Genomic DNA, 24,426 nt, shown 5'->3' with positions numbered 1-24,426 from the left:
TGGTACGGGTCGTGCGTATGGTGTCCGCCGGTCACGGCATGGCCTTGCGGGCCGTGGCGAAACGGGGGCGGTTGTTCAGGTCGGGGTGATCGGCCGCGTCGGCCCAGCCCCGTTCCTCTGTGAAGATCCACGGCACCTGGCCGCCCTGGGTGTCGGCGTGCTCGATGACGACGAGGCCGCCGGGGCGCAGGAGCCGGTGGGCGGTGCGTTCGATGCCCCGGATGGTGTCGAGGCCGTCCTCACCGGAGAAGAGCGCCATCTGCGGGTCGTGGTCGCGGGCCTCCGGCGCCACGTACTCCCATTCGGTGAGCGGGATGTACGGCGGGTTGGAGATGACCAGGTCGACCTGTCCGTCGAGCTCGGGAAGGGCCGTCAGAGCGTCTCCGCGGTGCACGGTGACCCTGGAGTCCTCGGCGTTCTTCCTGGTCCATTTGAGGGCGTCCTCGGACAGCTCCACGGCGTGCACGCGCGAGCGCGGCACCTCCTGGGCCATGGCGAGGGCGATGGCGCCCGATCCGGTGCACAGGTCGACGATCAGCGGCTCGACGACGTCCATCGCACGGACGGCGTCTATCGCCCAGCCGACGACCGATTCGGTCTCGGGCCGGGGCACGAAGACACCCGGCCCGACCTGGAGCTCCAGGTAGCGGAAGAAGGCACGTCCGGTGATGTGCTGGAGCGGTTCGCGGGCCTCGCGCCGGGCGATGGTCTCCCAGTAGCGGGCGTCGAAGTCGGCGTCCGGCACGTTGTGCAGCTCGCCCCGCTTGACGCCGTGCACGAACGCGGCGAGTTCCTCCGCGTCGAATCTCGGCGAAGGCACACCGGCGTCGGCCAGCCGCTGGGTGGCCTGGGCCACCTCGGCGAGCAGCAGGTTCATCGCGGTTCTCCGTACAGGTTCACGAGCGGTGCGGGGTGGTGGAGCTTACGCGGCGGCGAGCTTCGCGGCGGAGTCGGCGTCGACGCAGGCCTGGATCACGGCGTTCAGGTCACCGTCGAGCACCTGGTCCAAGTTGTACGCCTTGAAGCCGACGCGGTGGTCCGAGATGCGGTTTTCCGGGAAGTTGTAGGTGCGGATCTTCTCGGAGCGGTCGACCGTGCGCACCTGGCTGCGCCGTACGTCGGAGGCTTCCTGCTCCGCGGCCTCCTGGGCGGCGGCCAGCAGCCGCGAGCGCAGGATGCGCATGGCCTGCTCCTTGTTCTGGAGCTGGCTCTTCTCGTTCTGGCAGGAGGCGACGACGCCGGTGGGCAGGTGCGTGATGCGGACGGCGGAGTCCGTCGTGTTGACGGACTGGCCGCCGGGCCCGGAGGAGCGGTAGACGTCGATCCGCAGGTCGTTGGCGTGGATCTCGACGTCGACCTCCTCGGCCTCGGGCGTGACCAGCACTCCGGCGGCGGAGGTGTGGATGCGGCCCTGGGACTCGGTGGAGGGCACCCGCTGCACGCGGTGCACGCCGCCCTCGTACTTCATCCGGGCCCAGACGCCCTGGCCGGGCTCCGTGGCTCCGTTGCCGCCCTTGGTCTTGACGGCGACCTGGACGTCCTTGTAGCCGCCGAGCTCGGACTCGGTGGAGTCGATGATCTCGGTCTTCCAGCCGACGCGCTCGGCGTAGCGCAGGTACATGCGCAGCAGATCGCCGGCGAACAGGGCGGACTCGTCGCCGCCCGCGCCCGCCTTGATCTCCAGGAGCACGTCCTTGTCGTCGCTGGGGTCACGGGGTACGAGCAGGAGGCGGAGCTTCTCGGTGAGCTCCTCGCGCTCCTTCTCCAGGTCCTTGACCTCGGCGGCGAAGTCGGGGTCGTCGGCGGCGAACTCGCGGGCCGTCTCGATGTCCTCGCCGGTCTGCTTCCAGGAGCGGTACGTGGCGACGATCGGGGTCAGCTCGGCGTAGCGCTTGTTGAGCTTGCGCGCGTTGGCCTGGTCGGCGTGGACCGCGGGGTCCGCGAGCTTCTTCTCAAGATCGGACTGTTCGCCGATCAGTTCCTCGACCGCCTCGAACATCTTCGGGCTCCTGGTTTCTTCGCTGGACGTGCCTGCCGGCCGGGCGGGATGCCTGCCGGGCGGGGTACGGGGATGCCGTGTCCCGGCCGGAAAAAACGCCGGTCTCGGCGCCCCCGGGAAGAGGGCGCCGAGAACCGGCGCAGTTGGCTCGCTACTTGCTGGCGGAGCCGGCAGCCTTGCCGAAGCGGGCCTCGAAGCGGGCCACACGGCCACCGGTGTCGAGGATCTTCTGCTTGCCCGTGTAGAACGGGTGGCACTCGGAGCAGACGTCCGCACGGATGGCGCCGCTGTCCAGGGTGGACCGGGTGGTGAACGAGGCGCCACAGGTGCAGCTGACCTGGGTCTCGAAGTACTGGGGGTGGATCTCGCGCTTCAAGGGTGTCTCCTAGTTTCGGGAGGGCTCCGGGTCGTACGCGCGGATTGCGTGTCCGTGAACCGGGGCCGACGTACCAGTCTGCCAGGACCGGCCGTATCTCCCAAAACCGGGGTCTGTCCGAAACTATTCCCGTGACTGTTCCCGGGCGCTCCGGGTCACCCGACGATGTCGCCCGCGTCGCCCTTGTCGCCCGCCGACTTCTCGGTGGCGGACGCGGGGATCGGCAGATCGTGCCGGAGCGCCGTCCACACCTGCTGTCCGGCCTTCTCCTGCGGTATGACGCGGTTCGGGTCCGCCGGGTCGTACTCGACCGGCAGGGTCACCATGTGGACGTTCTGGGCGCCGAGGCCCTTGAGCCCGTTGGCGAAGCCCGCGAGCTTCTTGACCGAGCCGAGGTCCGAGTCGGTCGTGATGGCCTTGGTCGCCGTGTCCGCGAGGCCGAACAGCTTGGTCCCGTCGAGGACGCCGACGCTCTTCGCCTGCACCATCAGCGCCTTGATGAACGCCTGCTGGAGCTGGATGCGGCCGAGGTCGCTGCCGTCGCCGACGCTGTGCCGGGTACGGACCAGGCCGAGCGACTCCTCGCCGTTGAGGGTGTGGGTGCCCGGTTCCAGGTTCAGGTGGCTCTTGGGGTCGTTGATCGCCTTCTTGGTGGTGATCTCGACCCCGCCGAGCTTGTCGATCAGCTTCTTGAAACCGGTGAAGTCGACTTCGAGGTAGTGGTCCATCCGGATCCCGGACATCGACTCGACGGTCTTGACCGCGCAGGCGGGTCCGCCGACCTCGTACGCCGTGTTGAACATCGCGCGCTGTTCGCCCGCGACGTCCGCGCCGCTCTCGTCGCTCTTGCACTCGGGCCTGGTGACGAGGGTGTCACGGGGGATGGAGACGACACTGGCGCTCTTGTGGCCCTTGTTGACGTGGACGACCATCGCGGTGTCGGAGCGGGCCCCGCCCTGGTCGGCGCCGTACTTCTGGTTCGCGCCGGAACGGGAGTCGGAACCCAGGACGAGGATGTCCTCCGAGCCGTTGTCGACGTTCTGCGGGCGGTTCTTCCCGAGGGCGTTGTTGATGTCGACGGCCTTGAGGTTGCCGTCGAGCTGGAAGTAGGCGTAACCGAGTCCGCCACCGCCCACGACGACCAGTCCGGCCAGGCTCCAGGCGGCTATGACGGTCGCCCTGCGGCGGCGGGACGGCTTCCTCCGGCGCTTGCCGGTAGCCCGTATTCGGCCTGTGCTCCCGCTCTGCTCGGTCATCCGTCTCCTCGATCCCTCGGCTGCTCCCGGCTACCCCCTGCTGCGGTGTGCGGGTCCTGTGCCGCGTCGTCCCTGTTGGGTACGACGTCACGGCGACAAGAAGGGTTGCACAGCGCGCTGTGGCCGCCGGGCCCTCGGGCGGGAGCCGGGCGGAGGCCGGGAGCAGCCGGTGACCCGGCGTTCACCTGCGGTTTCTTGCCCGTTACAGGCAACACGGGGCGGCCGCTCCCGCCACCGGCCGTGTGGCGAAGGTCTCGGAACGGCCACGGCAGGGACCGGCGTACGGCACAGGGCCACCCCCGGCACCGAAGTGGCGGGGGCGGCCCTGGATACGGCTTCCGGGGGCGACGACTAGTCGTTGTTGCCCGGGGCCGGTGTCGTCTTCTGGATCTGGAGCAGGAACTCCGCGTTGGACTGGGTCTTCTTCATCCGGTCCAGGAGGAGCTCGATCGCCTGCTGCTGGTCCAGCGCGTGGAGCACCCGGCGCAGCTTCCAGACAATCGCCAACTCGTCGCTGCCGAGCAGGATTTCTTCCTTACGGGTGCTGGACGCGTCGACGTCCACCGCCGGGAAGATGCGCTTGTCGGAGAGCTTGCGGTCGAGCTTGAGCTCCATGTTGCCGGTGCCCTTGAACTCCTCGAAGATCACCTCGTCCATGCGCGAGCCGGTCTCGACGAGCGCGGTGGCCAGGATGGTCAGCGAACCGCCGTCCTCGATGTTGCGCGCGGCACCGAAGAAGCGCTTCGGCGGGTACAGCGCGGTCGAGTCGACACCACCGGACAGGATGCGGCCGGAGGCCGGGGCGGCGAGGTTGTACGCGCGGCCCAGACGGGTGATCGAGTCCAGCAGGACGACCACGTCGTGACCCAGCTCGACGAGACGCTTGGCGCGCTCGATGGCCAGCTCGGCGACGGTGGTGTGGTCCTCTGCGGGACGGTCGAAGGTCGAGGAGATGACCTCGCCCTTCACCGACCGCTGCATGTCGGTGACTTCCTCCGGACGCTCGTCCACCAGGACGACCATCAGGTGGCACTCGGGGCTGTTGACCGTGATCGCGTTGGCGATCGCCTGGAGGATCATGGTCTTACCGGTCTTCGGCGGGGCCACGATCAGGCCTCGCTGGCCCTTGCCGATGGGGGCGACCAGGTCGATGATCCGCGTCGTCAGGATGTTGGAGTCGGTCTCCAGGCGGAGCCGGTCCTGCGGGTAGAGCGGCGTCAGCTTCTGGAACTCCGGGCGGCCGCGGCCGGTTTCGGGCGCCATGCCGTTGACCGTGTCGAGGCGGACCAGCGCGTTGAACTTCTCGCGCCGCTCGCCGTCCTTGGGCTGGCGCACCGCACCGGTGACGTGGTCACCCTTGCGCAGGCCGTTCTTGCGGACCTGGGCGAGCGACACGTACACGTCGTTCGGACCCGGCAGGTAGCCGGAGGTCCGGATGAACGCGTAGTTGTCGAGGATGTCGAGGATGCCCGCGACGGGGATCAGGACGTCGTCGTCGGTGACCGGCGGTGCGTCACTGGCGAAGTCGTCACGCCCGCGACGGCCACGGCGGTCGCGGTAGCGGCCGCGCCGGCCGCGCCGGCCGCCCTCGTCGTCGAAGTCGTCCTGCGGCCCGCCGCCGCCCTGCTGGCCCTGGCCCTGGTTCTGCCCCTGGCCCTGACCCTGGCGCTGGCGCTGGCCGCCCTGGCCACCGCCCTGCTCGTCGCCGCCCTTGCCGCGACGGTCGCGCTGGCGCTCGCGACGGTCGCCGCGGTCACCACGCTCGCCGCGCTGACCACGGTCCTGGCGGTCGCCCCTGCGGCCCTCCGCGTTGTCCGCGGCGGCCTCGGCCTTGGACTCGGAACGGTCCTCCGCGGCTGCCTCGCGCTTCGGCTCGTCCTGCGTACGGTCCTTGGCCTGCGCCTTGGTGTCCGCCTTGGTCTCCGGGCTGCCCGCCTGGGCGGTCGCACGGCGACGACGGCGCTCGCCCGCGGGCTGCTCGTCGCTGGCCGGCTGACCGGGGATGTCGATCTGCTGCTGGTCCGCGGTCTTCTCGGCGGCAGCGGCGGCGGCCGGGGCCTCCTCGGCACCGGTGCGCGCCTTGGAGGTGGCCCGGCGCTTCGGCTTGGTCCCGGCCTCTTCCGCGGGGGCCGCGGCGGCGGCCTTGGCGGCCTTGGGCGCGGAGGAGCCGCCGGCCTGGGCCTCCTTGATGACCTCGATCAGCTGGCTCTTGCGCATCCGCGCAGTGCCCTTGATGCCGAGGCCGGACGCGACCTGCTGCAGCTCGGCCAGGACCATGCCGTCAAGGCCGGTGCCGGAGCGGCGGCGCCGTGCGGTGGTGCCAGTGGCAGCACCTTCGGCGGGCGCGGCGCTGTCGACGCTCTTGTCGGCAGTCACGCCCATCAGATCGGTGGTGTCGCTCACGAAGGGTCCTTCCCTGGAGCGGACGTCGGCCTTCTGGCTCGGCGACCGGTTGTGCTGTCCGACTGCGGTCTTTGGTTGTGCGGACCGTGCCGGGGCGGTGGTCCGCCGGGTAGGTGCGGCGGAGAGATGAACGTGTGCATGGGCCCGGCGCGAGCATCCCCCTGCTCGGCCCACTCCTGGACGAGCGAGAGGGTGTCGTGCCGGTTCCGGAGCGTGCTCGAAACTGCTCAGGCAGGCTGCTCAGGCAGTTGGGGAGGCTCCCGGAAGAAATGGTGGTCCCGGAAAGGGACACGAAGCAACGCGCCACATAGACGTCGATTGCAGACTTGAGGTTAACACTACCGGCTCCAACAAACATTCCCCCTCTCACGCACCGGCAATCACTTCTCGGCTACGGGGCGAGTGGCAGCACACTCGCACCCGGGGCGTCGAGAGTGAGCCGGTTGGCCGCCCAGCCCTCGCCCGCCAGCCGTGCGACCTTGTCGGCCGCACCGTCCTCGGCCAGTGCCAGCACGGTCGGCCCGGCACCGGAGATGACCGCGGGGACGCCGTCCGCGCGCAGTCGGTTGACGAGTTCCACGCTCTGCGGCATCGCCGGGGAGCGGTATTCCTGGTGCAGCCGGTCCTCCGTGGCGGTGAGCAGCAGCTCGGGGCGCCTGGTCAGGGCCTCGACGAGCAGTGCGGCACGGCCCGCGTTGAAGGCGGCGTCGACATGCGGGACGGTGCGCGGCAGCAGTCCGCGGGCGGTCTCCGTGAGCACCGGGTTGCCGGGGACGAAAACCACCGGAACGATGGAATCAGCGGGGTCCATCCTGATGGCGCGGGCCGATCCGCCGTCCATCCACGCGAGCGTGAAACCACCGAGGAGGCAGGCCGCGACGTTGTCCGGATGGCCCTCGATCTCGGTGGCGAGCTCCAGCAGGGCGGCGTCGTCGAGCCGGGCGTCACCGCCGGTCGTCACGGCGCGGGCGGCGACGATGCCCGCGCAGATGGCGGCGGAGGACGAGCCGAGGCCGCGGCCGTGCGGGATGCGGTTGGCGCAGACGATCTCCAGGCCGCGGGGCTGTCCGCCGAGCAGGTCGAAGGCGGTGCGCAGGGACCGTACGAGCAGGTGGTTCTCGTCGCGGGGCAGCGTGTCCGCGCCCTCGCCGGCGATGTCGATGTGCAGTCCGGCGTCGGCGACGCGGACGACGACGTCGTCGTAGAGCCCCAGCGACAGGCCGAGGGCGTCGAAGCCCGGACCCAGGTTGGCGCTGGTTGCGGGGACGCGCACCCGTACGGCGGCGGCTCGGAAGGCGGGACCGGCCATCGCTCTGACGACTCTCCTTGTGAGGCGGCGGGGAATTCCGAAGCGCTGCGAGATATTCGGGTCTCTTCGCGGCTCTGCGGTTTCTTCTGGGGGTGGGCGATTACGGCGGCGGGTATCGCGTGAGCCCGGATGGAACGGACAGCCGCAACGGCCCGCGCACCCCGGTCATATGCGGCGGGGTGGGTTGGGTACAGCTTATCGAAGGAAGGTTCTGTGGCGACATAGGGCGCACAGGAGGCGCACGATGCGTGTCGCCCGTCGATGGTGCGCTCTCCGCCCCGAAAAGGGCGGTTGAGCCGCCTTCCTGACGAATCCGCTGCCCCGGCGGCCGCACGGTGCGCGGTATGCACCGTGCGGCCGCCGGGGCGGTGCGTCCGCGGACACGCCCTACGCGAGGCCCAGCTTCTCGGCGGCGGCGACCGCGTCGACCGGGACGGTGACGGGCTGGGGGGCGCCGGCGACGGCCCAGTCCGGGTCCTTGAGGCCGTTGCCGGTGACCGTGCAGACGATGCGCTGGCCCCGGTCGACCTTGCCCTCTTCTGCGGCCTTGAGCAGACCGGCGACGGACGCGGCCGACGCGGGCTCCACGAAGACGCCTTCCTGGGAGGCCAACAGCCGGTAGGCGGACAGGATCTGCCGGTCCGTCACCTCGTCGATGGAGCCGCCCGACTCGTCGCGCGCGTTGAGCGCGAACTGCCAGGAGGCCGGGTTGCCGATCCGGATGGCGGTGGCGACGGTCGACGGGTCCTTGACGATCTCGCCGCGCACGATGGGTGCGGAGCCGGAGGCCTGGAAGCCCCACATCCGCGGCTTGTGCGTGGACAGGCCGTCCCCGGCGTACTCGGTGTATCCCTTCCAGTACGCGGTGATGTTGCCCGCGTTGCCGACCGGCAGGACGTGGATGTCCGGGGCGTCGCCGAGCGCGTCGACGATCTCGAAGGCGGCCGTCTTCTGGCCCTCGATGCGGACCGGGTTGACCGAATTGACCAGCGCCACCGGGTAGTTGTCCGAGAGCGAGCGGGCCAGCGTCAGGCAGTCGTCGAAGTTGCCGTCGACCTGGAGGATCTTCGCGCCGTGCACGAGCGCCTGGCCCATCTTGCCGAGCGCGATCTTGCCCTGCGGTACGAGGACGGCGCAGACCATGCCCGCACGGACCGCGTACGCGGCGGCGGAGGCGGAGGTGTTGCCGGTGGAGGCGCAGATGACGGCCTGCGCACCCTCCTCCTTGGCCCGGGTGATCGCCATGGTCATTCCGCGGTCCTTGAAGGAACCGGTGGGGTTGGCGCCCTCGACCTTGAGGTGCACCTCGCAGCCCGTGCGCTCGGAGAGGACCTGAGCGGGTACGAGCGGCGTGCCGCCCTCACGGAGCGTGACGACCGGCGTCGTGCTCGTGACCGGGAGACGGTCCCGGTACTCCTCGATGATGCCGCGCCACTGGTGGGTGCCCTTGGTGGTCATGGGTCCTTACTCCCCTTCAACACGCATGATGCTGGCGACACCGCGTACGGTGTCGAGCTTGCGCAGCGCCTCGACCGTCCCCGAGAGGGCGGCGTCGGGCGCGCGGTGGGTGACGACGACGAGCGAAGCCTCGCCGCCGCCTTCCTGACGGCCTTTCTGGCGGACCGTATCGATGGATACGCCCTGTTCGGCGAAGACCGTCGCGACCTGGGCGAGTACGCCAGGCTTGTCGGCCACGTCGAGACTGATGTGGTACCGCGTGACCACGTCGCCCATGGGGCTGACCGGCAGACGCGTGTACGCGGACTCACCGGGGCCCGGGGCCTCGTTGAGTTTGTTGCGGCAGACCGCGACGAGGTCGCCGAGGACCGCGGAGGCGGTCGGCGCGCCACCGGCGCCGGGGCCGTAGAACATCAGCTGCCCGGCGGCCTCCGCCTCGACGAACACCGCGTTGTACGCCTCGCGGACGGAGGCGAGCGGGTGGCTGAGCGGGATCATCGCGGGGTGCACGCGGGCCGTGACCGAGCGGCCGTCGGCAGCGCGCTCGCAGATCGCGAGGAGCTTGACGGTGCAGCCCATCCGGCGGGCGGAGGCGATGTCCGCGGCGGTGACCTCGGTGATGCCCTCGCGGTGCACGTCACCGATCCTCACCCGGGTGTGGAAGGCGATACCGGCCAGGATCGCGGCCTTGGCGGCGGCGTCGAAGCCCTCGACGTCGGCGGTGGGGTCGGCCTCCGCGTAGCCGAGCGCGGTGGCCTCGTCGAGCGCCTCCGAGTACCCGGCGCCGCTGGTGTCCATCTTGTCGAGGATGAAGTTCGTGGTGCCGTTGACGATGCCGAGGACCCGGTTGACCTTGTCGCCGGCGAGGGACTCGCGCAGCGGCCGGACGAGCGGGATGGCGCCCGCCACGGCGGCCTCGTAGTAGAGGTCCCGGCCGTGCTTCTCTGCCTCGGCGTGCAGCGCGGCGCCGTCCTCGGCGAGGAGCGCCTTGTTGGCCGAGACGACGCTCGCGCCGTGCTCGAAGGCGGAGCGGATGAGCGTACGGGCGGGCTCGATGCCACCGATGACCTCGATGACGACGTCGATGTCGCCCCGTTTGACCAGGGCCGTCGCGTCGGTGGTGATCAGTGCGGGGTCGATGCCCTCGCGCACCTTGGAGGGCCGGCGCACGGCGACACCGGCGAGCTCCACCGGCGCGCCGATGCGCGCGGCGAGGTCGTCGGCGTGCGTCGTCATGATGCGCGCCACCTCTGAGCCGACCACTCCACAGCCCAGCAGCGCCACCTTCAGCGGACGCGTACGCATCATCCGACCTCGTTTCCTTTACATCTGATGTATGGACCAGTCTCACTCACCGGACGGGCGTTCCCCGCCACCCGTCCGGATCCTGAGATGTTTATCGGGGACCTGGGGTGTGTCCCGGGAAATACGGCGTCAGCCGACATCGAGACGCAGGAGATCTTCCTCCGTCTCGCGCCGGACGATGACCCGCGCCTCGCCGTCGCGCACGGCGACGACCGGCGGGCGCAGCGCGTGGTTGTAGTTGCTCGCCATGGAACGGCAGTACGCGCCGGTGGCGGGCACCGCGATCAGGTCGCCGGGGGCCAGGTCGGACGGCAGGAAGGCGTCCTTGACCACGATGTCGCCGCTCTCGCAGTGCTTGCCCACGACCCGGACGAGCATCGGTTCCGCGTCCGAGGTGCGCGAGACGAGCGCGACGCTGTACTCGGCGTCGTACAGCGCGGTGCGGATGTTGTCCGACATGCCGCCGTCGACGCTGACGTACGTCCGCAGCCCCTCCAGGGGCTTGATCGTGCCGACCTCGTACAGCGTGAAGGCGGTCGGTCCGACGATGGCGCGGCCCGGTTCGACGGAGATCCGGGGGGTGGCGAGCCCGGCGGCCTCGCACTCGCGGGTCACGATGTCGCCGAGGGCCTTGGCGATCTCGTGCGGCTCGCGCGGGTCGTCCTCCGAGGTGTACGCGATGCCGAGGCCGCCGCCGAGGTCGATCTCGGGCAGCTCGACGCCGTGCTCGTCGCGGACCTCGGCCAGCAGCTGCACCACGCGCCGGGCGGAGACCTCGAAGCCGGCCATGTCGAAGATCTGCGAGCCGATGTGCGAGTGGATGCCGATCAGTTCGAGCCCGTCGAGCGTGAGCGCCCGGCGCACGGCCTCCGCGGCCTGTCCCCCGGCCAGCGCGATGCCGAACTTCTGGTCCTCGTGGGCGGTGGCGATGAACTCGTGGGTGTGGGCCTCGACGCCGACGGTCACCCGGATCTGCACGGGCTGGCGGCGGCCGAGCCGCTGCGCGATGTGGGAGACCCGGACGATCTCCTGGAAGGAGTCGAGCACGATCCGCCCGACGCCCGCCGTGACGGCCCGCTCGATCTCGTCGACCGTCTTGTTGTTGCCGTGGAAGGCGATGCGCTCGGCGGGCATCCCGGCGTCCAGGGCGGTGGTCAGCTCGCCGCCGGAGCAGACGTCGAGGTTGAGGCCCTCCTCCTTCAGCCAGCGCACGACCGCGCGGGAGAGGAAGGCCTTGCCGGCGTAGAAGACGTCGGCGCCGGGGCCGAAGGCGTCGGACCAGGCGCGGCAGCGGTCCCGGAAGTCGGCTTCGTCGAGGAAGTAGGCCGGGGTGCCGAACTCCTCGGCCAGCCGGGCGACTTCGATCCCGCCGACGGTCAGGGCGCCGTGCTCGTCGCGGGTGACGGTGCGGGACCAGACCTTCTCGTCGAGGACGTTGAGGTCCTCGGCCGGGGCGGAGTAGTGGCCCTCGGTCATGACGTCGGCGTGACGGGGACCGGCGGGGTGTGCGGATCGGCTCATCGTGTTGCTCTGCTCTCTCGGGTCTCTCAGAGGTACGGGGGCGCGCTGACGCCGAGCAGGGACAGGCCGCCTGCCAGCACCGTCCCGGCGGCTTCGGCGAGGGCGAGCCGGGTGCGGTGGGCGGCCGAGGGTTTCTCGTCCCCGACGGGGAGCGGTGACGCGGCGTCGTGGAAGTCGAAGAACGCGTGCGCGACCGCTTCGAGGTGGCGGGCGAGCCGGTCGGGTGCGCGGTGCCGGGCCGCGGCGGCGAGGACGGCGGGGTGGTCGGCGATGGCTGCGAGGAGCGCGAGCGCCTCGGGCTCCGCGAAGGCCGCCTCGTCGGCGTCCTGTGTGTTGCCGGGGCCCCGGCCGTCGCCGCCCGAGAACCCGAGCAGCTCGGCGCCGCGGCTCAGCGCACGGGCGCGGGAGTGCGCGTAGCGGACCAGGAACAGCGGGTTGCCCTCGCCCTGCACGAGGAGCTCGTCCCCGAGCGGGGCGCGGTCGTGCCCGGCGGGCCGGAGCAGCCCCCAGCGGGTGGCGTCGGGCCCGAGCCGCGCGAGCAGCTCCCCGGCGGCGGCACCGGCGGGGACGGGCCGAATCTCCGTCGGTGATGCGGGGGAATGCGCGGGGGCGGGCTCCGCGGGCGGTACGGGGGCGGGCCGCGCGTAGGCGTCGCCGGTGATGCCGAGCCGCGTCCAGTCCGGGTCGCAGGCCCCGTCGCAGCTGATCCGCACGGATGCGCCCTGCGCCCGCGCGAGCCTGCGCACCGCGTCGGCGGTGACCGCGGCCCGGACCTCGGGGGCGTGGCTGAATCGCAGCGGTACGCCTGCGAGCGCGTCGCCGTGCCCGTACCGCGCCTCCCGCTCCAGCACCTGGTGGACGAGTGCGCTGTGCGCGGCGGCGTCGGTGGCGGCGTCGAGGGTGAAGTTCAGGAAGCCGGGGCCGGTGATCTCGACCCGCCCGATCCCGGGCGCCCCGGCCATGCGCACCCGAAGGATCTCGGCCACCTCGCGCGCGGGCAGCGCGGCGGGCCCGGCCAGCTGGAGAGCGACGGCACTGGCGTAGTCGCCCCGCCCGCCCGGCCGTGTCCTCTCCACTCGCACGCGCGCGGGCACGGGCGCGCGCAAGGCGTCCTCGTCGACCGCGCGGCGCACGGCGTGCAGCACGGTCGAGGAGAGATCGGCGGGGGTCACGGGCCAAGCGTATGGGAGGGAGGGGGGCCTTTCGCGAACCGGTTTCGCCATCCGGTCAGCATCCGGTCAGCCGGCGGCGCTCTCCGCCCGCCCGGCACCCTGCCTCCCGTCGAGCGCGGGCGGCCGACCGCGCTCCATCAGCTGTCGTACGACCCGCACCAGCTCGCTCGGCTCGAAGGGCTTCGCCAGGAACGCGTCGACCCCGGCCGCCACACCGTTGTCCACCTCGTACGGCGTGCAGGCGCTGATGATCGCGACGGGCAGATGCCGGGTCCGCGGATCGGAGCGGAGTCTGGTGGCCGTCTGCAGACCGTCCAGCCGGGGCATGACGACATCGAGCGTGATGACATCGGGACTGACCCGATGCACCAGATCCAGACACTCGACACCATCGGCCGCGGTCACGACCTCGAAGCCCTCAAGCTCAAGATTGACCCTGATCAACTGCCGGATGACCTTGTTGTCGTCGACAACAAGCACGCGGCCGGACGCCACTGACACCCTTCGAGAGTAGGCGGACCGGAGTGGCTGCGTCCGGGTTTTGCCCACTTCCGTCCCCGGACGGATGGCGGCGCAGGTTGGCCGGATGTGTGTGCGACGGTCCGGGCGCGCCGTCCAGCGCCTGCGCGGCGGCTCCGCGGTGCCTCTGTGGCGACTCGGAAATACCTGTTCACGGCCACCCCGTCGAAGCTGGTAGTGTTTCACCCGTCGCAGAGCAACACCGCGATACGCCCCCGTAGCTCAGGGGATAGAGCATCGGCCTCCGGAGCCGGGTGCGCAGGTTCGAATCCTGCCGGGGGCACTTCCACCGGGACAGCGTGTTTACGGCGCTGGACAGGTGAAGTGCCAGATATTCGAGAGCCGGACCCAGTTCCACTGGGTCCGGCTCTTTGTCGTTGCGTGCCCGGCGACCAGCGGCCAGCGACCACGGGCGGTGGCTCAGCCGCGGCTCCGGCTACGATGCCGCCCACCCCGAAGCCGCTGCTATCCTCCGGGCGATTGAGCCGCACCACCCAGAGTGCGCGCGTCATGGGGGGACACATGTTCGGCGTTGTTGCAGGACTGATCGTCGCGCTGGTCTTCGCGACAGGTGGTGCTCGGGTCGCCCTGAACATTCGAGGTGCCGCCACCACGATGGCGCGACGCCGCGAAGAGAATGTAGACCTGCAACGGCAGGCTCAGGGGATGCTCGGCGCCGCACCCATCGTCTGGCCCGTGGTGCTCTTTCGTTGCGCGGGTGCGGTCGTCGGGTTGAGCGGCCTGGCGGCGGCACTGTTGGCGGTGCTGTTCATCATGGCCGACATCACTTAGGTCCGTACGAACTCACGGGGCGGGGTCACCATCGCGCCCGCCCGCCTGCCGCGGCCCAGTCCGGGCAGCCGTTGAGGCCCTAGCTCTGCGGCGCCAGGGTGCGCACGACGCAGAACTCGTTGCCCTCGGGGTCTGCCATGACCACCCAGGTCCGGTCCGCCCCCTGGCCCACGTCCGCCCTGGTGGCTCCGAGGGCGAGCAGGCGGTTCACCTCGCCCTCGGTGCTGTCGTCGATCGGGCTGACGTCGAGGTGCAGCCGGTTCTTCACGGCCTTGCCCTCGGGCACCTGGATGAACAGGAGAGTGGGGGGCATCTGACGGGCCCGGACGTCCTCGGCGGTCGGTACCCAGGAACCGATCTCGACCTTGCCCTCGCTCCGGTCGATCACCTCGAAATCCAGCACTTCGCACCAGAAGGCCGCGAGCCGCTCCGGATCGTGACAGTCAACGGACAACTCGGTGAATCTGCTTGCCATAACTCCCCCAGATCGTGCGGACGGGTGCCAGCGTACTGCCCGCCTACGGGGCCGTCCCGCCGCCCCGAGCGGTCTCCCGGCTCCAGCGCACTTCGTTCACTGCCTCCGCGGCCTCCCGGCGCACCTCGGGGGCGGGATGCCGAAGGAACCGTTCAACGACCGGAAGCACCGCCTGGTCATGAGTCGAGTGGAGTACGCCCAGGACGTACTCCAGGAGCACAGGCTCCAAGGCATCCGCACCGAGGGCGAGCGGCTCCAGCACCCGGTAGGGGAGCTCGTAGCGCGTGGAGGCGGTGAAAACCGCGTGCAGCGCGGACTCGCGTACGGGGTAGGGCTCATCGGAGAGCGCGACCGCGACGAGATGCCCGACGGCCCGCTCGGCGTCGCCCGGTGTCAGGCGACCCGTTTCCAGGACGTCGCTGACGACGTCGAGGCAGAGGTCCCGGCGGCCTCCACCGGAGCCGTTCAGTTCCTCCCAGGCCGATTCGATCAATGCCGTCAGGCCCTGATATCCGTCCATGGTCAGAGCATAGGAAGCGCCCCGTCGTCCGTGCGGGCGGCGGCCTCGTTGCCGCCGCCCGCACGGATCGGTCAGCCGGATCGGTCAGCCGGAACGGTCAGCCGGTCGGGAAGTGGTCCGGAGTGCTGATCCGGTCCTTGAGCAGTGCTCCGGACTCGGTCAGTACGCCGCTGGTGCTGTAGTCCGTGCCCTCGCACGTACCCGGACGGAGCGCGGCGCTGGTCTCCGGAGCGTCGGAGTAGGTCCAGTTCGCGTAGCTGATCTTCAGCTGGTCGAGCAGGTCCAGCCAGGTCGTGGTGCTCGCCCGGTCCATCGTCCCACCGCCGGTGGCGCTCACCGTGCCGAACTCGGTTACGAACAGTGGCAGTTGCGCGGCGGCCCGGCTCACTGCCGCGCGGTAGTCGTCCTTGTGGCTGGCGGCGTAGAAGTGGAACGTATACATGATGTTGGTGGCATTGACCGGGTTGTTGATGATCTCGCTCTCGCCGGAGCCGTCGGAGACTCCCAGCGAGGACCAGCCACGGGTGCCGACCACGATCACGGCGTCCGGGTCGGCGGCCCTGATGACCGGGATGACCTGTTCGGCGTAGCTCTTGATGGCCGACCAGCTCACGCCGTTGGGCTCGTTGGCGATCTCGTAGATCACGTTCGCCTTGTCGGCGTTGCGGGCGGCGACGGAGGCGAAGAACGTCTTGGCGCGGTCGAGGTTGTAGTTCGGATCGCCCGGCGTCAGGGTGTGGAAGTCGATCAGGGCGTACATGCCCCGGTCCTCCGCCATGTCGACGAGGCCGTTCACGCGGTCCGTGAAGCCCGCCGGGTCGGTCTCGTAGCCGTCTTCCTGCACGTACATGGCGATGCGCAGGAGGTCCGCCTTCCAGTCATGGGCCAGCGCGTCCATCGAGGCGGCGTTGTAGCACTGGCTGAACCACTGGATGCCGTGGGTACTCATGCCCCGCAGCTGTACGGGACGGTCGTACTGGTTGCACAGGTTGACGCCGCAGACGTGAAGCTGTCCGTTGATCCCCACAGGGGTGCCGTCGTCCACGACCGGGGGCTCTCCGGTGGAGCCCGTGCAGGTGACGCCGTTGAGCGTGAACGCCGAGGGGGCCGGGTTGGCGGCCGCGAAGGAGCCGGTGAACCCGAGGTCTGCCGTGGCGCCGGTGGCCAGCGCGGCGTTCCAGTCCGGGGCGGTGGCGGTGACGGCGGAGCCGGACTGCGACCAGGTGGCGTTCCAGCCCTGCGCGACCCGCTGCCCCGCGTCCGGCATGGCGAATTCGAGCTTCCAGCCGGCGACGGGGGCGCCCAGGTTGGTGATCTTCACCGCGGCCTGGAAGCCGCCCTGCCAGGTGTTGGTGACGGTGTAGTCGACCCGGCAGCCGGTGGCGGCCACCGCCGACTGGGGGGCGGCCAGGGCCGTGAGACCCAGGACCGTCGCGCAGGTCGCCAGTAAGGCGAGAAAGCGTTTCAAGGCGTTCCTCCTCGTGCGAAGCGGACAACGACGATGGGAGCCAGGGGCCACAGGGATGATGGGAGCGCTCCCATTTCTCCGTTGGCCCGTGACCGTACACCCGTTCACCGAAGGTGCAGAAGGCATTCGACCGCCGGAGATTCCGACGACTCGGCCCACGCTCGGAGTCCGGCGTCCCGCTGGGTAACAAGATGATCACCAACGGGATCACTTTGCCCACTAGTGAATCCTGTGCCCGGTTAGTGAAGATCATTCAACCTTCACGTGAAGGCATGTTCATGGCACTCTCACGGAGCAAGCGGCAGCGTCGACGTGTGGAAAAGGCGAGCACGCCGGCAGTTGTCGCGCCGCGGGAGTCCGACCCCGACAGCGGGCCACCTGTCATGCTCATGCGGAGGTGCTGCCGAACGGTCTAGAGATTGCAAGGCAGACATGTCAATGCTCAGAGACGTCGGCAGACGCCGGCGTCGCATACGTTCCGCTCTGACGAGAGCCACGAGTGCGACGGCGCTCGTCACCGCCGCGGCCGTGCTGATGGGTGTGATCCAGGCCCCGCAGGCGCTGGCCGCCCCGGCACCGGAGGAGGACACCGGGGCCAGCCGCAACAGCGTCGGTGAGTCCCCCCGGCGTGACCGCTGCCTCGCCGGTGTGGCGCTGCACGTCGGCGGACCGCAGATGAAGGCCAAGGCCATCGAGGCCCTGACCGGCACCGACGCGCAGCTCCGTGAGGCCATCGGCGACATCGGCTGGATCGGCTTCGGCCCCCTGGGCACGGCCGGAACCGCCGACGAGGACGACGGCAAGGCCTACCGGAACGCCATGGACTCGCGTACCGAGGAGCTCGACGAGGCCAACAAGCCCTACCGCGAGTCCGCGTGGGCCAGCGACGACATGGAGTGGCACGCGCCCTCCTTCGGCGCGGACGTGAACTACTTCACCGCGATCAACCAGGTCCAGCTCGTCTCCCCGCTCGGCTGGGACGGCCACAGCGAGGCCAGCGACGAAGCGATCGCGCGGGCCCGCGCGATCGCCGACGAGAACCAGGGCAAGGACAGCTGGGACGACGCCTCGGCCGACTGGATGCTGCGGGACGTCGGGTACAAGTTCTCGGGCGGTACCACCTCCAGCGACATCGCCGCCTACCTGAGGCGTGGCGGATACGCGGCCGGGGCACCGGCCGAGGACTCCCCCGAGTACCGCGTCGAGGTCGAGGACCTCAAGCAGGCCTGGGCGGCCTGCGACTACCAGAACCCGATCGACCCGCGCCGTAACCTCAACGCCCCGCTCATGACCGCGATGGTCGAGTGGGAGTCGGAGTACGCGGGGCAGGCCCCCCAGCGCGCCGCGGTCATCCAGGCGGAGGCGGACGCCGCCGCGGCGACCCAGGCCGCGACCAACGACATGGTCGAGGCCATCCGGCAGGCCTGGATCGTCGAGCAGATCCTGACCTGGCGCAAGTACTGGCAGGACGAGCTCGCCAACGACCCCGACACCATCTTCGACAAGCCCGACCAGGCGTTCTACGACAAGGCCACGGCCGACCTGAGCGCCGCCCGTACCAAGGTGGCCGACCTGGTCGTCTCGGCCAAGGCGCAGGCGGGCAAGGCCGCCACGGCCGCGCAGAAGGCAGCGACCTCGCAGCAGGAGGCCTGGGCCGTCGCGGACAGCGCCCATGTTCCGCGCGGCCGGGGCCTGATGTACGCCCAGCAGTCGGTCCAGGTGGCCCGCGCCTCCGCGGCCGCCGCCACGGCCGCCTCGAAGGCGACCGAGACCGCGCTCTCCGCCGCCAACGCGACGATCGCGAACGCGGACGCCCTGCTCGCCAAGGCGCAGACCGACTCGCACGCGATCAGCACCGAGTTCCGCCGGGTCGCCGCCGAGGAGGCCGCCGCCCAGGCGAAGGCCGCCGCCGACAGCGCCGAGACCAACGCCTCGGCCGCCGCCGACAGCGCGAAGACCGCGAAGGACGCCCGCACCACGGCGGAGCAGAAGCGCGACAAGGCCGAGACCGCCGCGGCCACCGCCGCTTCTCAGCGCGCCAAGGCGCAGACGGAGAAGGCCAACGCGGCCGCCTCCCGCGCCACTGCCGCCACCGAACGGGTCAAGGCTCAGGAGGCCGAGCAGCGGGCGGCGACCCAGCAGACGACGGCCAGTAGCGCCGATACGGCTGCCGAGACGGCGACCACCGACGCGACGGCCAAGCGCAAGCTCGCCACCGAGAAGGCGAAGGCCGCGCAGACCGCGCGGGAGAAGGCCGTCGTCGCACTCCAGGCGAAGCAGGCCGTCGCGGCCCGCGCCGCCGCGCTCGAAGCGGCGGCCACCGCTGCCGAGGGCACCGCCGCCTCGGCCGAGACCCGGGCCGCGGCCACCGCCGCCCGTACGGCGGCGAACCAGGCGGCGCAGGCCGCCACCGCCGCGCAGACCGCGGCGGACGAGGCGACCACCGCCGCCGTCGGCGCGCGGACCGCCGCGACGAAGGCGGAGGGCGCCGCCAAGCGGGCCGAGGCCGACGCGGACAAGGCGTGGTCGGCGTACCGCACATCGCTCGGCGCGGCCTCCTCCGCGTACGCGGCGGCTGCCGTGGCGCTGGACGCTTCGCAGGACGCGGCGCTCCTCGCGGACAACGCCGCCACGGCGTCGGGGAACGCCACGGAGCTGGCCGAGAAGGCCGAGCAGGAGTCGGTGGCGGCCGGGGCCGGCGCGGCCTCTGCCGTGAAGACGGCCGCGACCGCCGTCGGCCGTGCCTACGCGGCCGGACAGGCGGCACTCGCCGCGCGGGACAGCGCGAAGGAGGCGATCACCGCTTCCAACGAGGCCATCTCGGTGGGAACTCCCTACCGGGTGACGGACAGTTCGGCCGCGTTCGCCGTACTCGTCGGCCAGTCGTCGAAGACGATCGCCGAGCAGCAGGCGGCGGCTGCCGAGGCCAAGGCCACGGAGGCGGCGGCGGCGTCCGAGTCCGCGCAGCAGGCCGCCACCCAGGCAACGGGTGACGCCAAGCTCGCCGCGGAGGCCGCCGCACGTGCCGCGAGCGATTCGGTGCGTGCCGTCGAGGCCGTGACCCGCGCCCAGGCGTCCGCCACCGAGGCGTCCGCCGCTCACAAGGGTGCCAAGAGCGCGTCCACCGCGGCAGCCGGATTCTCCGAGCAGGCGGGTACCGACGCGGCCAGTGCCGCACTTCTCGCGACCGACGCGCGCGACACCGCCGACGCGGCGGACCGCGAGGCGACCGACGCCGAACGGCACGTCGCGGAGGCGAACGAGAAGGCCGGCCGGGCCGGGGAAGCCGCCAAGGGCGCCCAGGACAAGGCGGATCAGGCGGAGAAGGACGCCAAGGACGCCGAGGACAAGGCGTCCGACGCACAGGGCGACAGCACCGCCGCAGAGGAAGCGGCCGCGCAGGCGGAGAAGGAGAAGCGCGAGAAGAACGAGGCGGCGCACAAGGACGCGCTCGCCGAGGGCGTCACGCCCATCAAGGGCGGCGCCGACAACTGGCCGCTCCTGGGCGAGCGCGAGGAGAAGATCCTCCTGGACGCGTGCGGCCAGACCTGTGTCGACGACTACCGGGACGGTCTGAAGGCCGTCTCTGTGGACCTCGTGGCGTGGGCGACGGCCAACGGCGGGCAGATCCTGTTCGATGAGCTCGACGCGGCCGATGTGAAGGAGTGCCTGGCCGGCTACGACGTCGAGGACTGCCTCTGGGACCTCGTCGACATCGCCTCCTCCGTCGCGATGGTGGGCCGGGTGCCCGCGCTCGCCCAGGCGGTGGAGAAGGTCTCCGAAGGTGTGCGGCAGATCTTCGTCGACGCCGACAACGCTCTTCGCCGGCTCACCGAGCTGACCTCGGTCATCAGTGACGTCCGCTCCACCCCGCGCCTCAACCAGTGCCTCGCCGGAGTCGCCCTGCACGCGGGCGGCGCCAAGATGAAGGCCAAGGCCATCGAGGGCCTGACCGGCACGGACGAGCAGCTCGACGCCGTCATAGGTGACGTCGGCTGGATCGGGTTCATGCCCCTGGGGCAGGCCCGGGACCAGGACGAGAAGGCCGGCTACGCCTTCCGGGACGCGATGGCCGCCCGTGAGGCCCTCCTGGAGGACGCCAACCGGCCGTACGCGATGAGCTCGTTCGACGACGGGATCACCCTGCACGCGCCGGAGTTCGGCGCGGACATCCTCGGGTTCACCCTGGCCTCCCAGGCGGAGATGTCCCAGCGTCTGGGCTGGGACGACCACACCAACGCCGGTGACGAGGCGCTCGCGAAGGCCCGCGAGGTCACCGAGCAGAATCGGGGCAAGGACAGCTGGCACGACGCCGAGGCCGACGTCATGCTGCGGCCTTCCAATGTGAGCAACACCCGGTACTCCGGCGGTACGACCTCGGCCGACGTCGCCAGTTACCTGCGGCACGGCGGCTACCTCGGCAAGAAGGTCGCCGAGGACTCCCCCGAGTTCCGCGTCGAGGTCGAGACCCTCAAGCAGGACTGGGCCTCGTGCAACCACCAGGACCCGGTGGACCCGCGCAACTCCCTGAGCGAGGTCGTTTCGCAGGCCTCGGCCGAGTGGAACGCGGAGTACGCCGGCCAGGCGGCCCCGCGTGCGGTCATCATGCAGGCGGAGGCGGACGCCGCCGCCGCGACCCGGTCCGCCGCGGACAACATGGTCGAGGCCATCGGCCAGGCGTGGCTCGCGGACCAGATCCTGCGCTGGCAGAAGTACTGGCACGACCAGCTGGAGAACGACCCGGACGACATCCTCAAGCCGAAGCAGGCACTCTTCGACCGGGCGAAGACGGACCTCGCGAAGGCCAGGGGCAAGGTCCAGGCGCTCGTCACCACCTCCCAGCAGCAGGCCACCGCCGCGAAGGCCGCCGCGCAGCGCGCGGTGACCGGCCAGCAGCAGGCCTGGGCGATCGCGGACGCCGCAGAGGTGCCGCGCGGTCGCGGACTGCTCTACGCCCAGCAGTCGGTCCAGGTCGCCCGCGCCTCGGGTGCGGCCGCCACGGCCGCCGCGAAGGCGACGGAGACCGCGCTGAACGCGGCGAACGCGACCGTGTCGACGTCCGAGGCGCTGCTCGCCCTGGCGAAGACCGAGGCGCACGCGGTCAACACCGAGTTCCGCCGGATCGCCGCGCAGGAGGCCGCCTCCCAGGCGAAGGCCGCGGCGGACAGCGCCGATGCCTACGCGGCCTCGGCCGCGGCGAACGCGGCCACGGCCAAGAAGGCCAAGGAAACCGCCCTGGCGGAGGAGGAGGACGCCCGCAAGGCCGCGGCCGAGGCCCAGCGGACGCGGGCGGTCGCCGAGTTGGAGCGCGCCAACGCGGCGGCCTACCGGGCCACCGCGGAGAGCGAGCGGGACAAGGCCGCCGGTCATGAGGCGGACGCGGTCGCGCAGGGCCGGATAGCCTCGGACGCCCGTGCGTCGGCGGAGGCGTCCGGAGCCACGGCGTCGTCCCGCAGGGCCGACGCGGAGCAGGCGGAGCGCGACGCGGTCGCCGCCCGTGGCGACGCCCTTGAGGCCGAGCAGCGGCGGGACTCGCTGAAGGCCAAGGCCGCGGCACTGGAGGCGCATGCCGCCGCCATGGACGGTACGGACGCCGCTGAGGCGGCCCGTGCCGCCGCGACCGACGCCCGTAGCGCCGCCGACACCGCGACGACGGCGGCCACCAACGCACGCGCGTCGGCGAACGCGGCCACCACCGCTGCCACCAGCGCCCGTGAGGCCGCCACCAAGGCACAGGGCGCGGCAGCGCGCGCCAAGGCGGCGTCCGACGCCACCTGGGCCTCTTACCTGGTGGCAGCCGGTTCCGCGGCCGCGGCGCACGCCGCGGCGGCCGAGGCCATCGACGCCTCCGAGGCGGCGGCGCTCGACGCCAAGGGTGCGAAGGAGGAGTCGGAGAAGGCCTCCGCCGCGGCCAAGACTGCGAAGGAGGAGGCGGCGGCCGCTCGTAGTGAGGCGGTCCAGACAGCGTCCTGGGCGGCGACCACCGCGGGCAAGGCGCTCGCGGCGGTGCAGTCGTCGCTCGCGGCGCGGGACTCCGCGGCAGCGGTGAACAAGCCGGCGAACGAGGCGATCTCGCTCGGCGGCCCGTACCAGGAGACCGACAGCTCGGCCGCGTTCGCGACGCTCCTCGGCCAGCAGTCCCTGACGGTCGCACAGCAGCAGGCTGCCGCGGCCGGTGCCACGGCCGACATGGCCGAGGGTTTCTCGGCGGAGGCGAAGGCCCTCGCGGCCCAGGCCGCGGCGGACATGAAGCTCGCGGCACAGGCGTCCGCGGCTGCGGCGTCCGACGCGGTCCGTGCCGCCAAGGCGTACCAGCGGGCCCAGTCCTCGGCCACCCAGGCCTCGGCGGACGCGAAGCTCGCCCAGGCCTCGGCGAATCGTGCCGACGGCTACGCGCAGTCGGCGGGCGCCGACGTGGCGAGGGCCTGGACGGCGTCGAACGACGCCCAGACGGACGCTGCCGCGGCGGACAGCGCGGCCACCGAGGCGGAGCACGACGCCGCTTCGGCCCGTGCCACGGCCACCAAGGCCGAGGAGGACGCGGCCAGTGCCCGCTCCACCGCCACCAAGGCGGAGACCGACGCGACGGCGGCGGAGAAGGCCGCGGAGGGCGCGTGGGACGCGGCGAACGATGCTCAGGAGGCAGCGGACCGCACGGAGAAGGCCGGCAACACCGAGCAGATCAACCAGGGTGCCACCACCGGGATCGGTGGGGTGTGGGCGGTCCTCGACCACGTCGAGTACATCGGTTCGCCCAAGAACGTCGTCAAGGACAACTGCAACCCGATCATCCACGTCGGCGACTGCACGATCACGGCCGATGTCACATACAAGTCGTATTCCGACGTGTTCATGTGTCTGGCACTGCCGGAGTCGTACTCGGGCAGCTGCCCGGACGCGGACACGATCTTCCTCGGTACTGAGGTCTCGAAGGCCAAGACCGAGTCGATGTCGCACACGCTGACGATGGTCGAGTTCAACTCGGGCATCGATCCCATCGACATCCTGCTGGGCGATTTCATCGGCTGCGCCAAGCGGATCAACCCGTTCGTGGCGGGCGGCAGCTGGGGCGACTGCGCCTGGGTCGTGGGCATGTTCGTCGTCGGCGCGCTCTTCAAGGCGGCCAAGGCCGCGGTGACGGCGATGGACGCCGCCCTCAAGACGGGCATCGGGTTCACCGACGCCTGGCTGGCGCTCCGCTCCATGGGCCTGACCGAGGCCGCCACCCAGGGCATCATCAGCCGCATCGTCCGGAAGCTCTCCGAAGCATGCGGGAAGCTGAGCACCCGGACATACAAGGTCACGGTGCTCTCGGTCGCGGCGGCCGGCGCCGACGACGCAACCGAGTGCATGAGGAAGTTCCTCAAGGACTTGGTGAAGGACGGGGACCACGTGGTCCTCGGCGTCAACCCCTACTCGGACGATCTGGCCAAGACCATTCCCGGCGCTCACACGTTCAACGGGGACGCGTACTCGGCCGAACTGAGTGCGGGCCTGGGAATGGGGCAGCGCGCCATCTGGACAGTGGGCGTGGAGGACGCGGTGGCCAACCCCAACGTGAAGATCGCCGTGTCCCTGGACGGTGTGCCCGGTGCCAAGAACGCCGACGAAGCACTGGCGCTGCTTCTGCAGCGAGGGGAAACGATCAAGAACAGCGACTGGGCGGTCATTCAGTCCTCAGGCTATGGAACCGCGTGGGAGATGATCAAACTCCGCTCGGCCGTCCGGCTTGAGAAGCGCGCATGGTCGACCATCACGTGGCACATGACCAACGACAAGGGCAAGGTCGTAGTGGTCAAACCGGAGCGCTTCAAGTACCCCAACGGGGAGCTGGTGCCCGATGAGTGAGGAAA

General features: G+C 71.0%; 16 protein-coding genes and 1 tRNA gene. 3 read left to right on the top strand and 14 right to left on the bottom strand.

From position 1 onward, the window contains the following. Positions 1 to 31: 31 nt before the first annotated feature. The 11 genes from prmC to ACFVQ0_RS13290 form a co-directional block, all read right to left on the bottom strand. A complete protein-coding gene (gene prmC, locus ACFVQ0_RS13340) occupies positions 32 to 877 on the bottom strand; it encodes a peptide chain release factor N(5)-glutamine methyltransferase (RefSeq protein WP_123461669.1) in 846 nt (281 codons plus the stop codon). 45 nt (positions 878 to 922) lie between these two features. Further along, positions 923 to 1,999, bottom strand: coding sequence for a peptide chain release factor 1 (gene prfA, locus ACFVQ0_RS13335; protein ID WP_073736888.1), 1,077 nt, complete (start codon positions 1,997 to 1,999; stop codon positions 923 to 925). Positions 2,000 to 2,150: 151 nt separating this feature from the next. Further along, positions 2,151 to 2,375: a 50S ribosomal protein L31 gene (gene rpmE, locus ACFVQ0_RS13330; protein ID WP_024490824.1), complete on the bottom strand. Its 225-nt coding sequence runs from the start codon at positions 2,373 to 2,375 to the stop codon at positions 2,151 to 2,153. Positions 2,376 to 2,530: 155 nt separating this feature from the next. Beyond that, positions 2,531 to 3,631 carry an LCP family protein gene (locus ACFVQ0_RS13325; RefSeq protein ID WP_390087377.1) on the bottom strand — a complete coding sequence of 367 codons (1,101 nt, stop codon included), beginning with the start codon at positions 3,629 to 3,631 and terminating at the stop codon, positions 2,531 to 2,533. A 351-nt stretch (positions 3,632 to 3,982) separates the two neighbouring features. Next, on the bottom strand, positions 3,983 to 6,034 hold the full coding sequence (gene rho, locus ACFVQ0_RS13320) for a transcription termination factor Rho (protein WP_390087375.1): 2,052 nt from the start codon (positions 6,032 to 6,034) through the stop codon (positions 3,983 to 3,985). A gap of 391 nt (positions 6,035 to 6,425) precedes the next feature. Next, positions 6,426 to 7,343, bottom strand: coding sequence for a homoserine kinase (thrB, locus tag ACFVQ0_RS13315; protein WP_390087373.1), 918 nt, complete (start codon positions 7,341 to 7,343; stop codon positions 6,426 to 6,428). A 387-nt stretch (positions 7,344 to 7,730) separates the two neighbouring features. Continuing rightward, positions 7,731 to 8,801: a threonine synthase gene (gene thrC / locus ACFVQ0_RS13310; RefSeq protein ID WP_390087371.1), complete on the bottom strand. Its 1,071-nt coding sequence runs from the start codon at positions 8,799 to 8,801 to the stop codon at positions 7,731 to 7,733. Between the two features lie 6 nt (positions 8,802 to 8,807). After that, a complete protein-coding gene (locus ACFVQ0_RS13305) occupies positions 8,808 to 10,109 on the bottom strand; it encodes a homoserine dehydrogenase (RefSeq protein ID WP_371776105.1) in 1,302 nt (433 codons plus the stop codon). A gap of 126 nt (positions 10,110 to 10,235) precedes the next feature. Beyond that, entirely contained in the window at positions 10,236 to 11,627 is a 1,392-nt protein-coding gene (lysA, locus tag ACFVQ0_RS13300; protein WP_327339054.1) for a diaminopimelate decarboxylase, read from the bottom strand. Between the two features lie 26 nt (positions 11,628 to 11,653). Continuing rightward, entirely contained in the window at positions 11,654 to 12,799 is a 1,146-nt protein-coding gene (gene nrtL / locus ACFVQ0_RS13295) for an ArgS-related anticodon-binding protein NrtL (protein ID WP_390087368.1), read from the bottom strand. A 66-nt stretch (positions 12,800 to 12,865) separates the two neighbouring features. Beyond that, positions 12,866 to 13,300 carry a response regulator gene (locus ACFVQ0_RS13290; RefSeq protein WP_242436760.1) on the bottom strand — a complete coding sequence of 145 codons (435 nt, stop codon included), beginning with the start codon at positions 13,298 to 13,300 and terminating at the stop codon, positions 12,866 to 12,868. Between the two features lie 229 nt (positions 13,301 to 13,529). On the opposite strand from ACFVQ0_RS13290, the gene ACFVQ0_RS13285 reads away from it, so the two are divergent. Next, a tRNA-Arg gene (locus ACFVQ0_RS13285) sits at positions 13,530 to 13,601 on the top strand. A 197-nt stretch (positions 13,602 to 13,798) separates the two neighbouring features. Then, positions 13,799 to 14,110 (top strand): hypothetical protein, encoded by a 312-nt coding sequence (locus ACFVQ0_RS13280; RefSeq protein WP_390087366.1) that lies wholly within the window; start codon positions 13,799 to 13,801, stop codon positions 14,108 to 14,110. Between the two features lie 79 nt (positions 14,111 to 14,189). Here ACFVQ0_RS13280 and ACFVQ0_RS13275 read toward each other — a convergent pair whose 3' ends face one another. The 3 genes from ACFVQ0_RS13275 to ACFVQ0_RS13265 form a co-directional block, all read right to left on the bottom strand. After that, complete coding sequence (locus ACFVQ0_RS13275; RefSeq protein ID WP_390087365.1) at positions 14,190 to 14,585, bottom strand: VOC family protein; 396 nt, start codon at positions 14,583 to 14,585, stop codon at positions 14,190 to 14,192. A 43-nt stretch (positions 14,586 to 14,628) separates the two neighbouring features. Next, entirely contained in the window at positions 14,629 to 15,105 is a 477-nt protein-coding gene (locus ACFVQ0_RS13270; protein WP_390087363.1) for a hypothetical protein, read from the bottom strand. 97 nt (positions 15,106 to 15,202) lie between these two features. After that, positions 15,203 to 16,573 (bottom strand): cellulase family glycosylhydrolase, encoded by a 1,371-nt coding sequence (locus ACFVQ0_RS13265; protein WP_390087361.1) that lies wholly within the window; start codon positions 16,571 to 16,573, stop codon positions 15,203 to 15,205. A gap of 432 nt (positions 16,574 to 17,005) precedes the next feature. On the opposite strand from ACFVQ0_RS13265, the gene ACFVQ0_RS13260 reads away from it, so the two are divergent. Then, positions 17,006 to 24,421, top strand: a complete 7,416-nt coding sequence (locus ACFVQ0_RS13260) for a polymorphic toxin type 27 domain-containing protein (RefSeq protein WP_390087359.1) — start codon at positions 17,006 to 17,008, stop codon at positions 24,419 to 24,421. The last annotated feature ends 5 nt before the right edge of the window (positions 24,422 to 24,426 follow it).

The sequence above is a fragment of the Streptomyces sp. NPDC057900 genome (assembly GCF_042887885.1).
Classification (GTDB): Bacteria; Actinomycetota; Actinomycetes; order Streptomycetales; family Streptomycetaceae; genus Streptomyces.
This window is presented reverse-complemented; position numbering and strand designations above follow the sequence as displayed.

What these genes read in the sequence shown, in the direction of transcription:
- prmC (WP_123461669.1), bottom strand. Translation starts at nt 877, where the DNA reads ATGAACCTGCTGCTCGCCGAGGTGGCCCAGGCCACCCAGCGGCTGGCC.
- prfA (WP_073736888.1), bottom strand. Translation starts at nt 1,999, where the DNA reads ATGTTCGAGGCGGTCGAGGAACTGATCGGCGAACAGTCCGATCTTGAG.
- ACFVQ0_RS13325 (WP_390087377.1), bottom strand. Translation starts at nt 3,631, where the DNA reads ATGACCGAGCAGAGCGGGAGCACAGGCCGAATACGGGCTACCGGCAAG.
- thrB (WP_390087373.1), bottom strand. Translation starts at nt 7,343, where the DNA reads ATGGCCGGTCCCGCCTTCCGAGCCGCCGCCGTACGGGTGCGCGTCCCC.
- thrC (WP_390087371.1), bottom strand. Translation starts at nt 8,801, where the DNA reads ATGACCACCAAGGGCACCCACCAGTGGCGCGGCATCATCGAGGAGTAC.
- ACFVQ0_RS13305 (WP_371776105.1), bottom strand. Translation starts at nt 10,109, where the DNA reads ATGATGCGTACGCGTCCGCTGAAGGTGGCGCTGCTGGGCTGTGGAGTG.
- lysA (WP_327339054.1), bottom strand. Translation starts at nt 11,627, where the DNA reads ATGAGCCGATCCGCACACCCCGCCGGTCCCCGTCACGCCGACGTCATG.
- ACFVQ0_RS13275 (WP_390087365.1), bottom strand. Translation starts at nt 14,585, where the DNA reads ATGGCAAGCAGATTCACCGAGTTGTCCGTTGACTGTCACGATCCGGAG.
- ACFVQ0_RS13270 (WP_390087363.1), bottom strand. Translation starts at nt 15,105, where the DNA reads ATGGACGGATATCAGGGCCTGACGGCATTGATCGAATCGGCCTGGGAG.
- ACFVQ0_RS13260 (WP_390087359.1), top strand. Translation starts at nt 17,006, where the DNA reads ATGTCAATGCTCAGAGACGTCGGCAGACGCCGGCGTCGCATACGTTCC.